Origin of the sequence: Lishizhenia sp. (assembly GCF_033720595.1) — a bacterium.
Taxonomy (GTDB): Bacteria; Bacteroidota; Bacteroidia; order Flavobacteriales_D; family Crocinitomicaceae; genus Lishizhenia.
The window spans coordinates 1-12,629 of record NZ_JAWWCF010000074.1; the positions used below are offsets into that span (position 1 = coordinate 1).

Consider the following 12,629-nt stretch of genomic DNA (forward strand, 5'->3'; position numbering starts at 1 on the left):
GAGAGAGAGGAAAAGCTTTCGAAAGTGTTATTCACCGTCAGTTAGGTACGGCAGAAATCGAAGACCAATTGAAAGGGGTAGAGTACTTGAAATCTTTACCGTATGTAGATGAAAATAGATTGGCTGTTCATGGTTGGAGTTTTGGTGGTTTCATGACAACTTCATTGATGTTGCGCGAGCCAGGAACCTTTACTACAGGTGTAGCAGGTGGTCCGGTGACAGACTGGAAATACTACGAGGTAATGTACGGAGAACGTTACATGGATAGACCTGAAGAAAACCCTGAGGGATATGAGCAAGCAAGTTTGTTAACACACGCTAAGAATTTAGAAGGAAACTTGTTGTTGATTCACGGAACGATAGATCCAACCGTTGTATTACAACACAATTACGCCTTGGTTCAAAAGTTTGTCGATTTAGGAATTCAAATGGATTACTTCCCTTACCCAATGCACGAGCACAACGTTAGAGGAAAAGATAGAATTCATTTAATGACCAAAGTTTTAACCTACGTTTTAGAGAACAACAAATAATAATAAACAGCATAAGTTTGAAGGGCCCAGTGTTAATTCACTGGGCCTTTTTTGTAAAACGTTGGTATGGAAATACTACAGAGCTATACTGAATCTCGAAATGATTGGGAAATAAAAAAGCCTGCTCATACGAACAGGCTTTTATCATATACTGATTTGCTTCTTATAATGGAATTCGAACTCCGGCAGCAGCGGCAAACGAAAATGGTAATTGCACATCAATTGCAACTCCGTTCATAGTGTTGGCTGGTAAGTTACCGTATCCTTCAACGAATACATTTCCAAAATCTAATTCGATATCGTAACCTAAACCAAACCTTAAAATAGGCTGAAAGTAGTTTTCTCTTTCATCTAAATTGGTATAGTACATATTCTCATTGTATTCCTCCAAGTTGTTTGCTACTCTTAAAAATGAGAAACCAAGACCTGCTTTTCCGTAGAATCCACCATCTTCACCATCACCTGTAAAGAAGTAATTTGCATCTAACCATAAATTGTAAACACCGTACTTTTCTGTACCATTTACTTCTGAATCTGGGAACTGACTAGACGAAGAGTTGAGGTAATAAGATCGTTCGTAGGTTCTAGGAAAACCAAAGTTTAACGTGGCTCTGTAGGTAAGCCTATCGCTTACATAATCACCGTGTACTCCTAAACCAATAAAGCTAAGACCGTATCCAGCGTAATTTGTGTAATTGGTTTGTCCTCCAAGATAAATTTGACCAAAAGATTGAGATGTACCAAGCAGTAAAAGTGCTGCAACAGCACATGACTTAAGTAGTTTCATAAAATAATAATTATAACCAGGCTGTATAAAAATTAAGGCTGGTTGGGTTAATAATGAGGCATAAATATAATATTTTTTCGCAAAAAAAAAGTCCTCCCAAATGAATGGGAGGACTTTTTTTAGTGAGGGTTAAACCTCTTATTTTACGATAGCTGTAAACGCTGTGTTTTCTGCGTACGCTAAAAATTCTCTATCTTCTAATGCTGTTTGCTTGTAAGCTGCATCTTGGTTGAAACAGTTTTTCAAGTTACTTACAACATTTGTCAAATCGTCTTGTCTTGCCGCTGCAATCGCCATTAAATAATAACCTTGAGCAGTTGTAGCATCAGCAGAATTACCAACAGTTGTGGTTGCTGCTGCTGCATCACCATTTAATAATTGTGCCAAAGCTTTGTTGAAAGAATCGTTGCTTCCAAAGTTGCTTACTGCTGAAGCGTAATCACCGTCTTGAATAGCTAAGATACCTTGGTTGTATCCTACTTCTTCACCAGCACCGTTGGCTGCAGATAACATATTTTTCGCTGCATTTCTATCTCCATTTACTCCTGCAACTGCTCCTAAGTTATTCATAACCTCTGCAGTTTCTTCGATGTTCTTCGCCGCGTTGAATTCAGTTTTTGCATCAGCAACTTTTCCTTGCATGTATAAAACAACACCTGCATTGTTAAATACTCTGTAATCGTTAGGGAATAAACGTTGACCTTCTTTGTAAATTCTTAATTTTTCATCTAAGTCATCTACTAAAGTAGCAGCAAACATCAACTCTTCAATTTTTAAAGTATCGATGTTGTTTTTCGTCAATGCAATTAATTCTTCATCTGTGTATCCTGTTTTATCGTATTCAACATTGATTTCAGCTCTTCTTTGCATTGGGAAAATGTTCTTGTCCATAGAAGTGAACGTTGCTCCCAAGTTTTTGATTTCTTGTTCTCTTTGAACTGGATCTTTGTAAGATTCCAAAATTCTTAATACCAATTGCTTGTCGCTATCGCTGATATCATCAGCCAAAGCTAAAGCTTCTTTAAATCCTTCGAAATCTTCACCTCTACCTGTAGTTACGTAAGAAGCGTCATTTTGAGCAGCGTCATTAGCCACACCTTTCTTGGCAGCTAATTTCATGATTGCTTCTTTAGCAGCTGTAGCTCTGTCAATAGATAAGTTACCATTTTTAATGATCTCACCTTCAATAGAAGCAAATCCAATGATGTTAATCGTTTTAATTTTTAAACGCTCGTTTCCTTGCTCTTCCGTTAACCATGCTAAGAAATCTTTGATGTCTTGCTCGCTTAACTCAGAAGTTCTAACGTTGTGTCTTCCTTTTGTAAAGTGAATATCTGCATTGTAAACCTCTTGAGTTACACGCTCAAATTTATCTGCAGAGTAAATAACTTTAAAGTCTTTGTTTACCAATAATGGAGTAACAATTGTTGCCTTTGCAATCTCTGTTCTATCTAATTGAGCCTTTTCAGAACCTCCTTTAAATACTTTACCAGTAACGTCTAAACTAGATACTTTCATATCTGGTGTGTAGGCAACTACGTCTGTATACGTAATTGTTTTACCTGCTTTATAAGGAATAGCTTCACCATTAGAAGTAGCTTTTTCTCCTTTTACAGCAATCGGCTTCAACGCAGTTTCACCAATCATTGGTGTAATTTCAGCGTAAGCTCTTTTGTTGATGCTCTTTTCTGGGAAAGTAATGTCAACCTTTACACGTACACTATCACCGTGCATTTCTAAAGGATCTGGAGTAACTGTGTAGTCTACATCTTTCACAAGATCACAACTCGTTGTATACAAACCAGCCGCTGCAATAAATGCAAAACCTGCTATTCTATTATTTTTCATTATTTAATTTTTAATTCAACTTTATTGACTTCTACGGTGCAATTATAGTGAAAATTTCACCCTGATAAAAGTAGGGAGAAACAATTCTATTATTCGCAATTACTTTAAGATAAAGCGATTATTTGTGAGTCATCTTTGCACTGTTTGAAGAGCTCTGCTACAGATGTCTTGAATTGAGGATCTATCCAATCGGGTGCAATTTCATGAAGAGGGTACATCACAAAGTTTCTATGGTACATTCTTGGATGAGGTACTTCCAGTTTGTTGGAGTTAATCACTTGATTTCCAAAGTATAGGATGTCAATATCCATGGGGCGACTGGTATAACCTTCACCCGTTCTAATACGTCCCATTTCCTTTTCAATAGCATTAAGCGCCACTAAAAGTTCTTCAGGTTGGCCTTTGTATTTTATTTCAACTACGCAATTAATGAAATCATTATCTGCCTCAAAACCCCAAGGAGGAGTTTGATAAAAGGAGCTGGTAGCAACTATTTTTGTGGCCAATTCACCTATTTTTCGCAAAGCAATCTTTAACAATTCTTCGGAATTATCATGATTTCCACCAAGACCTAAAAAAACTGAATCACACATACCACGAATAATTTACCTCCAAACACGAATTAACAACCACCTATAATATTTAAACAAGTTGTTTATTTATCATGTTTTATATTTGTGCGAAAATAAGATATCCCGAATACATATGAGTAATAAAGTCAGTTTTGGTAGGGTTTTTTGGCCAAGTTTTTTAGCATTGATCATCGTGATCGGAGGAATTTTTGGAATCATTTCCTTAGTGATCTCCGCAGCAATTCCCGATGTGAAATACGGAGTACCCTCAAAAACAGTGTTGCATTTAGAATTAAAGGGGACTGTTGTTGAGAATTCATCAAGGAAATTGAGCCCGTACGACTTTAAAGTTGAAAACCGTATAGGTTTATCTGATATACTTTATGGTTTAGAAAATGCAAAGACAGATGATAGAGTAAAGGGAGTATATATAGACCTAAAAGGTGTGAGATGTGGATTGGCATCTGCAGAGGAAATTCGCAAGGCTTTACAAGACTTTCAAAGCTCAGGTAAATTTTTGGTGACCTATTTTAATGGTGAGGTTGTTGGCCTCAAAGACTTTTATATTGGTTCAGTTGCTGAAGAGAAATATGCATTTTCTTCTACCATGATGGAATTTGGAGGAATGGGAATGGAACTCATGTATTTCAAAGGCATGTTAGATAAAATTGGTGTAGAGATGCAAGTAATTCGCGGATCTAATAATGATTTTAAAAGTGCAGTAGAGCCCTACTTCTTAACGGAAATGAGTGATTCGGCTCGTTTACAAAATCAGGTGCTTTTAGATAATGTTTGGGAGAACTACAGATCTACAATTGCAGATGATGTGCGCAAAAATGCCGAAGAGTTAAATACCATTGCCGAGCAGTACCAAGTTAAACGTATGGATGATGCCTTCAAATTAGGTATGGTAGATTCTATCTTATACGAGGATGAAGTATTGAATAAATTGGTAGAAAAGAGTGGTGCCGCATCACTTAAAAAATTAAAGTTGAAGAACTTTGCAGAATATGCTCGAAATAAGTTTTACGATGACCAAAGCACAGCGCGTGCGAAAAAAGCAAACGTTGCAGTAGTTGTAGCACAAGGAGAAATTACGAAAACAGGAAGTCAACTTTCTTCAGATAAATATGTGAAGTTGTTGCGCGAGGCACGTTTGGATAAACACATTAAAACAATAGTTTTTAGGGTGAATTCACCAGGAGGAAGTGCCTTGGCCAGTGATGAGATTTGGCGAGAAGTGAAATTGGCGAATCAAGAAAAATCAGTCATTGTTTCAATGGGAGATTTAGCAGCTTCAGGAGGTTATTATATTTCTGCCCCGGCTAAAAGAATATTTGCCAGTTCAAATACGATTACTGGTTCAATTGGTGTATTTGGAGTTATTCCTTACACAGGAAAAGCTTTAGAGGATAACTTAGGATTGAGTTTCGACAGAGTTACCACAAATAAACATGCTGTTTTAACGATTAATCAGCGTTTGACCGATGAAGAAATGAACTTAATCCAGCAAGAGGTGAATACCACGTATCAACAATTCATGGAACGTGTTGCTGAGGGAAGATCTTTAACCGTAGATCAAGTCAATACAATTGCTAGGGGAAGAGTTTGGACAGGTACAGATGCACTTAGAGTAGGACTTATCGATGAGTTAGGTGGATTAAAAGAGGCAATTGCATATGCCGTGGAGGATGCAGGTATTGAGGATCCCATTATAGAATATTTCCCGGCTCGTAAGGTAAATCCTATTGATGCCTATTTGGAAATTCTTAGCGAAGAACAGCAAGAAAGCATACAAATGCAAGCCTTGCCGCAAGAGTTGTTAGCGCATTTTAATAAACTCAAGGCGATAGAAAATCATGTAGGAATACAGGCTAGAATACCGGAGATTGTACTGAATTAATAGAAATGAAGATTTATACAAATCCCTCTTTAGAATGAAGAGGGATTTTTTTGGAGGGCAGTTTTACCCGCTATCCAGTATATTTTTAAACCGCAAACAAAAAAAAGGCAAAGACCAAGAAGAGCTTCTGAAGTCGCTTTCTTTGTCTTGCCTTTTTAATCCTTTGTCGTTTTAAAAATGCCCTTCCTATCGGTACTGCTTAAAATTCGTATTGCTCTGCTTTGAAGTAATCGAGTATAGCTTCTTTCATAAGATGCTGTTGTTGTCTTTCGTCTAAATGAGGGAGATCTTCTACTTTTTCGAAATGTGGCCAGTTTTCTCCATCCTTACCAATGAATTTATAGTGACCATAAGGCTCTAGTAAAGTACAAACAGCTACGTGCATGAGTTCTGTCTTTTCTCGTTTAGAAAAATTATCATAACCCTGACCCAATTCTTGAACCCCAATTAAGAACAAGATGGCTTGCACATCTAAATCTGCATCAAATTGCTCATTTAAGCGCTTGGTTAATTTTTGAAATTCTAATTCTAAATTGTAATCCATGCTGCAAAAATAAGCAGCCTTTAGCATATCTTCTTCAAATAATTAGCTTTTGTCGTAAACTAGGGTTATTTCTCTAGGGGAAGAATCAGATTTTTGTAACAAAAGCTAACCAAATGGGCATGAGATTTTACATCGAAACGTTTATAAAGTGTGTAGATACGTTTCTCTATTGCCGAGTTCGAGACATCTAGTTCATCTGCCACTTGCTTGATGGCCAAACCTTTCGATATAAGTTTTAAAACTTCTAACTCTTTATAGGTAATGTGATGGGATTCGAAAAGTTTATTGTCTATTCCCTTAATATACCTGAGTTTGTCTGGAGAATATACGGTGTATTTAGTGGTTTTGTTAAAACTAATAGTTCTGTCCAGTTCAAATCTTCCCAAAATAGCAGTAAGGTAGCCCTCATCATCAGCTTCAAAACTATAAATAGTGGCTCTTATGGGTAAGGCTTCGCCACTCAATTGATGTATAAGTTTAAACTCTATGGTGAAACTGTAATCGAGAATGTTAGGTCTATTCTCAGAAAGATAAAATAGGGAGTTATCGGTTACGGCAAATACAAAATCTTTAAAATGATGGTCAATACAATCGAGTAAATAAAGCATGTTTACCTCGCCCTTTCGCAATCCAAGAAGGTTGAGCCATCCATCATCATATACCATGTGTTTATTACGAAGGTTGTATACAAATATGGCTTCTTCGTCTTTTCTCTTCAAAAGTTTCTCATAGTACAGTCGTTCCTCTTCGGGTATGTCAAAATACTCTTTTGTAAAAACTGTCTTATGGTAGTTTTTAGATGTGGTCATAAGTTGAAGTTTTACTGAAATGTAGAGTTAATTAAAACTCAAAATAATACGCGTCTGTACACAATATAATAAACTTTCTTTGAATTATTCAAATGAAAATGGGACTCAATTTGAACAAAAAACTATTTATATAGTTGAAATTAGTTTTGACATTTTCCTATGTTCTGAAAGTGAAACGAGATGGTCTTAGGTACTTTTTAGATTAAATATGTAGTTAAGAAATCAGAATGTGCAGTTAAAAAATTAAAACAGTTCTGTGCAAAGTTTTTGGGTTACGTTTGTATCAATCAATCAAGGATAAAACCTTGATAGTGGGTAAAACCACTTAGTTTATTCATTTTCCTAACCACCTAGATCCATGATCTGGTGGTTTTTGACCCCAAATCAAAGAAAATCCGCTTCTAACCGAGCGGATTTCTTTTTTACCTCAACTTTTGAGTATACCCAATAAAAAAATCCGCTAACCTTTCGGCCAGCGGATTTCTCTATGTTTAGAAAACTATCTTATTTAGATTCTTCTACTTCTTCGAAGTCAACATCAGTTACTTCGTCTTCAGAGCTAGCATCTTGTCCTGCATCTCCTTGCGCAGCACCTTCTGCATTACCTGCGTTGTACATGTCTTGAGAAGCTGCTTGGAAAATAGTGTTTAATTTTTCCATAGCTGGTTCTAAAGCTTCCATGTTCTTCGCTTCGAAAGCTGTCTTCAACTCAGTTAAAGCTCCTTCGATTTCAGACTTCTTGTCTTCTGGTAACTTGTCACCGTACTCTTTCATTTGTCTTTCCGTTTGGAAAATTAAAGAGTCAGCTTTGTTCAATGTATCAACTTCTTGCTTTTTCTTAGCATCTGCATCAGCGTTTGCTTCTGCCTCAGCCTTCATTTTTGCGATTTCTTCTTCACTTAATCCAGAAGAAGCTTCGATTTTGATAGATTGCTCTTTACCAGTTCCTTTGTCTTTAGCAGAGATGTGCATGATACCATTCGCATCAATGTCAAATGTTACTTCAATTTGTGGAACTCCTCTTTGTGCTGGTGGAATATCAGTCAATTGGAATCTTCCCAATGTCTTGTTATCCGTAGCCATCGGACGCTCACCTTGTAACACGTGAATGTCTACTGAAGGCTGGTTGTCTGCTGCTGTAGAGAATACTTCTGATTTCTTTGTAGGAATCGTAGTGTTCGCTTCAATCAATTTAGTGAATACACCACCCATTGTTTCGATACCTAAAGAAAGTGGAATAACGTCTAATAATAATACGTCTTTCACCTCTCCAGTTAATACTCCACCTTGGATAGCTGCACCTACTGCAACAACCTCGTCTGGGTTAACTCCTTTAGAAGGCTCTTTTCCGAAGAAATTCTTCACTGCATCCTGAATAACTGGGATACGTGTAGATCCACCTACTAAAATGATTTCGTCGATATCGCTTGTAGACAATCCTGCGTTTTTCAATGCTGATCTACATGGCGCAATTGTACGCTCAACGATGTCAGAAATTAATTGCTCAAATTTAGCACGTTGTAAAGTTCTTACTAAGTGTTTTGGCACTCCATCAACTGGCATGATGTATGGCAAGTTGATTTCAGTTGAAGTTGTAGATGAAAGCTCAATTTTTGCTTTCTCTGCAGCTTCCTTCAATCTCTGTAATGCCATAGGATCTTTTCTTAAATCCAATCCTTCGTCATTCTTAAACTCTTCTGCTAACCAGTTAATGATTGCATCATCTACGTCGTCACCACCTAAGTGTGTATCACCATCTGTAGATAATACTTCAAATACTCCGTCTCCTAATTCTAAGATAGAAACGTCATGTGTACCTCCACCGAAGTCAAATACTACAACTTTCTGGTCAACTCCTTTTTTATCTAATCCGTAAGCCAATGCTGCTGCTGTTGGCTCGTTGATGATACGCTTGATTGTTAAACCAGCAATCTCTCCTGCCTCTTTAGTAGCTTGACGTTGCGAATCGTTAAAGTACGCTGGTACTGTAACTACTGCTTCAGTAACTTCTTGACCGATGTAGTCTTCTGCAGTTTTCTTCATTTTTTGAAGAATCATTGCAGAAATCTCTTGTGGCGTGTAGTTTCTGTCGTCTATTTTTACTCTTGGAGTATTGTTGTCTCCTTTTACGATTTCGTAAGGTACTCTTCCAGCTTCCTTGCTCACCTCGTCGTAAGACGATCCCATGAAACGCTTGATTGAGTATATTGTTTTGTGTGGGTTGGTAATGGCCTGACGTTTTGCAGGATCACCAACTTTTCTTTCTCCACCATCAACAAAAGCAACTACTGAAGGTGTAGTTCTTTTCCCCTCTGCATTTGTAATTACTACAGGTTCGTTACCTTCCATCACAGATACACAAGAGTTGGTAGTACCTAAGTCAATTCCAATTATCTTTCCCATGTCTATTTATCTTTCGTGTTTTAAAATATTCGTTTGGTTTCCTTTAGTCAATTCTTGTGCCACCCACTTTTTTCTGTCATCCCACGTAAAAATGTCGGAATTTTGTGTTTTTGGACTGACAGATTGTCAAAATAAGACAGGGAATTACGCATATGAACTGACAGAAACAACAAAGCTCCCCAAATTCAATTGAGAAGCTTTCGTAAAATCTATCTAGATTTCTTAATGTCTTGGTAACTAAATTAAAATCCTTTTAACTTTCGCATATATCTTACTCCAGTAAAGAGTAGCATCAAGAAGAAACCAAATCCAAAGCTCCTACCCATTACATCTCCATAGGTCACATAAAAGGTTGCTTTACCTACTAATTCTATTTCCTGACGCAAAGCAGTTTTGGTATTGTATGCTGTTTTTTGAACGATATCTCCCTTTGGGTTGATGAAAGCAGAGCTACCAGTATTGGCTGAACGTGCTACCCATCGACCTGTTTCTATCGCTCTGAGTCGGGCTAAGTTTAAATGTTGTTTGTAACCAGGAGAATCATCCCACCATCCATCATTGGTTATAATAAAAATAGCCATTGCACCCTTTCTACATTGTTGCGCAATGAAGTCACCATATACAGATTCATAACAAACTACCGGAGCAAATCGTATTCCCTTGCTTTGCATAATCGCAGGTACAGGTTCAGTTCCTAAATTTCCCGTTGTTCCGCCATTACTAATGGCCAAATCTTCTAAAAATGGAAGTTGCTCAGAAAAAGGTATCATTTCAACACCCATTACTAATTTTGACTTATGTACGAATTGTGGAGGATTCTTGTCCATCAACAAAGAGGTGTTGTAGTGCTCTACAAATTGTTTGCGCTCCGCTATAAATTCAGAAGCAAAGGAGTTTTTCTCATCGAAGAATTTATAAGTTGAGGCTCCTGTAAGTAAGCTTGTGTTTCCCCAACTTTCAACACGTTTATTAAGGATTTCATAGACAGAGCTATTGATGAAATTCTCTTCTTCAAATCCATAAGGAATAGCTGTTTCTGGTGCAAGCACAAAATCAGTTTCAGGTGTAATTAAACTATCTGCTAAATTCAAAAAGTTGTTTAATTGAATATCTACGGGGATGCGCCATTTTTCACTGTAAGGATCTACGTTGGGTTGGGTTACGATTATCTCAGATCTTAAGTTAGCTTCACTCGAGCTTGAACTATAGTACGTGATAAGCGAATAACCTATAGGAATGAAGATTAATATTCCGTACATCCATACGAATGGTGTTTGAATCTTGAATTTCTCTTTTTTCACCCAAAGATTGTAAGTGATTTTAAACACTAAAAGATTACTCAATAAAATCCAAAGTGTTCCTCCTAATACCCCTGAATAACTGTACCACTGAACCAGTGACGGAGTAGTGGCAAATACATTCCCTAAATTCAACCAAGGGAAACTGAACTGCCAGTTTAAGTGAAAATATTCCAAGCCGATCCAATAGAAAAGTAATCCAATGTATCCTTCTTTTTGTCCCACGAACCTTTTTGTCCAAACAAAAAACTGAAAGAAAGTTGCCATAATAAGTGCATTGATTATTAGTCCTACTATAGTACCTAAGACATCAGCATTCATAATCCACCAACAGGTTCCGAAATTGTATATAACAAAGGTGATAAAGGCATGTGTGAATACCTTTCTAGCTCTGTATTGTTTCGTGTAAATGTAGTGCTCTACGATGAACAAGGGGGCTAAAGCAACTAAAGCTAATGGAGCTAAACTTCCGGCATTGGGAAAACTAAGCATTAATAATAAACCGCTCAGTATGCTTAAAATAAAACGAGTTGACTTTGAAATTTGCATGGCGTAAAGTTAATGTTATCGAGGTAATTGTAGGAGGGTGCTTTTGATTTTTGTAATTCTTGCGCATAAAATATTAAAAGGAGTGCAACCCTTTTTGGTTTGGCTTCATTACTCCTATACACGCCAAAAATTTAAAACCATGAAAAATATACTTTTAATATGTTCAGCATTGTTGATGATAACTTCTTGTAGAGACAAAGTTATACATCAACATATGGCTAACGTGCCTATTTATGAAGATTACGAAAGCTTTAGAAGTTCCATTGCTTTTGAGGGGGTACGTGCTATTGAAAATCAGATGGGTATTTATAGTTACAACCAATATCTATTTGTAGTAGAGGAAAATGAAGGGATACACTTTATTGATAATTCTAATCCTTCCTCACCGAATAAACTTGGTTTTTTAAACGTTCGCGGTTGTACAGGGATGGCTATTAAAAACAACAAGTTGTATGTAAATAACCTCATTGATATTGCCGTTATTGATGTTGCAAATATTCAGCAACCTACAGTAATTGCTCGCTTAGAGGATGTGTTTCCTCAAAATTATCCATTGGGAGAGGCGGGGCATTATTACCAAAAACCCGACCCAGAAAAAGGTGTAGTAATCGGATGGGAGATTCAAGAAGTTAAAGAGGAAGTCGAAAATTCTCCTTACTACTATGGTAATTTGTACCAAATGGATAATGTTTCCGTTGCTAATGAATCTATTGCTACAGGAGGGGCGAGCGGTTCGAGTGTTGCCGGTTCTATTACAAAGTTTGCCTTAAACAACGATCACCTTTATGTCATGAACGACTTCAACTTACACGCCATCAATATTTCAAATCCAATGAACTTAACCCAGGGAGAGCCTGTGCGCATTTGGAGAACGGTAGAAACTTTATTCCCTTATGACAATCATTTGTACATGGGTACAACCACAGGAATGATGATATATTCTTTGGCGAATCCAGAAAGTCCAGAACATCAAGGAACGATAGTGCACACCACGGCATGTGATCCAGTGGTTGTTCAGGGAGACTATGCGTATGTTACGATAAGGTCTGGTACAACTTGTATGGGAGAAATCAATCAATTAGATGTGGTAGATGTTTCCAATCCTGCCAATCCAATATTGAAAAGTTCTTTTAGTCTTACTAATCCACATGGATTAGGAGTAAATGGAGATGTTCTCTATGTGTGTGATGGTAGCGATGGATTGAAAGTTTTTGACAATACTGATCCATTGGTAGTGGGAGACCACTTAACACAAAGCTTTTCAACAATTCAGGCAATAGATATTATTCCTTTGGGTAACCTAGCCATCGTATTAACAGAAGATGGAGTGTATCAGTACGATTGTACAGATGTACAGAATATTCAATACTTAAGTCAAATTCA

The 12,629-nt window shown here is 37.1% G+C and carries 10 protein-coding genes; 3 read left to right on the top strand and 7 right to left on the bottom strand.

Annotated elements, in window-relative coordinates:
* A partial coding sequence (locus R3333_RS06985; RefSeq protein ID WP_318958072.1) for an alpha/beta hydrolase family protein occupies positions 1–533 on the top strand: 533 nt, incomplete at its 5' end.
* Between the two features lie 163 nt (positions 534–696).
* Here R3333_RS06985 and R3333_RS06990 read toward each other — a convergent pair.
* From R3333_RS06990 to folK, 3 genes are all read right to left on the bottom strand, one after another.
* Positions 697–1,320: a hypothetical protein gene (locus R3333_RS06990; RefSeq protein ID WP_318958073.1), complete on the bottom strand. Its 624-nt coding sequence runs from the start codon at positions 1,318–1,320 to the stop codon at positions 697–699.
* Positions 1,321–1,458: 138 nt separating this feature from the next.
* Positions 1,459–3,168, bottom strand: a complete 1,710-nt coding sequence (locus R3333_RS06995; protein ID WP_318958074.1) for a hypothetical protein — start codon at positions 3,166–3,168, stop codon at positions 1,459–1,461.
* Between the two features lie 104 nt (positions 3,169–3,272).
* The gene (gene folK, locus R3333_RS07000) at positions 3,273–3,761 is read right to left on the bottom strand and encodes a 2-amino-4-hydroxy-6-hydroxymethyldihydropteridine diphosphokinase (protein ID WP_318958075.1); all 489 of its coding nucleotides are present in this window, start codon (positions 3,759–3,761) and stop codon (positions 3,273–3,275) included.
* A 112-nt stretch (positions 3,762–3,873) separates the two neighbouring features.
* On the opposite strand from folK, the gene sppA reads away from it, so the two are divergent.
* On the top strand, positions 3,874–5,643 hold the full coding sequence (gene sppA, locus R3333_RS07005) for a signal peptide peptidase SppA (protein WP_318958076.1): 1,770 nt from the start codon (positions 3,874–3,876) through the stop codon (positions 5,641–5,643).
* 199 nt (positions 5,644–5,842) lie between these two features.
* Here sppA and R3333_RS07010 read toward each other — a convergent pair whose 3' ends face one another.
* From R3333_RS07010 to lnt, 4 genes are all read right to left on the bottom strand, one after another.
* The gene (locus tag R3333_RS07010) at positions 5,843–6,187 is read right to left on the bottom strand and encodes a hypothetical protein (RefSeq protein WP_318958077.1); all 345 of its coding nucleotides are present in this window, start codon (positions 6,185–6,187) and stop codon (positions 5,843–5,845) included.
* A gap of 65 nt (positions 6,188–6,252) precedes the next feature.
* A complete protein-coding gene (locus R3333_RS07015; protein ID WP_318958078.1) occupies positions 6,253–6,996 on the bottom strand; it encodes a helix-turn-helix transcriptional regulator in 744 nt (247 codons plus the stop codon).
* A 504-nt stretch (positions 6,997–7,500) separates the two neighbouring features.
* The gene (gene dnaK / locus R3333_RS07020) at positions 7,501–9,399 is read right to left on the bottom strand and encodes a molecular chaperone DnaK (RefSeq protein WP_318958079.1); all 1,899 of its coding nucleotides are present in this window, start codon (positions 9,397–9,399) and stop codon (positions 7,501–7,503) included.
* Between the two features lie 242 nt (positions 9,400–9,641).
* Entirely contained in the window at positions 9,642–11,246 is a 1,605-nt protein-coding gene (lnt, locus tag R3333_RS07025; RefSeq protein ID WP_318958080.1) for an apolipoprotein N-acyltransferase, read from the bottom strand.
* Positions 11,247–11,385: 139 nt separating this feature from the next.
* Between lnt and R3333_RS07030 the strand changes: the two genes are divergently transcribed.
* The coding region (locus R3333_RS07030) for a hypothetical protein (protein WP_318958081.1) at positions 11,386–12,629 on the top strand (1,244 nt) is incomplete at its 3' end.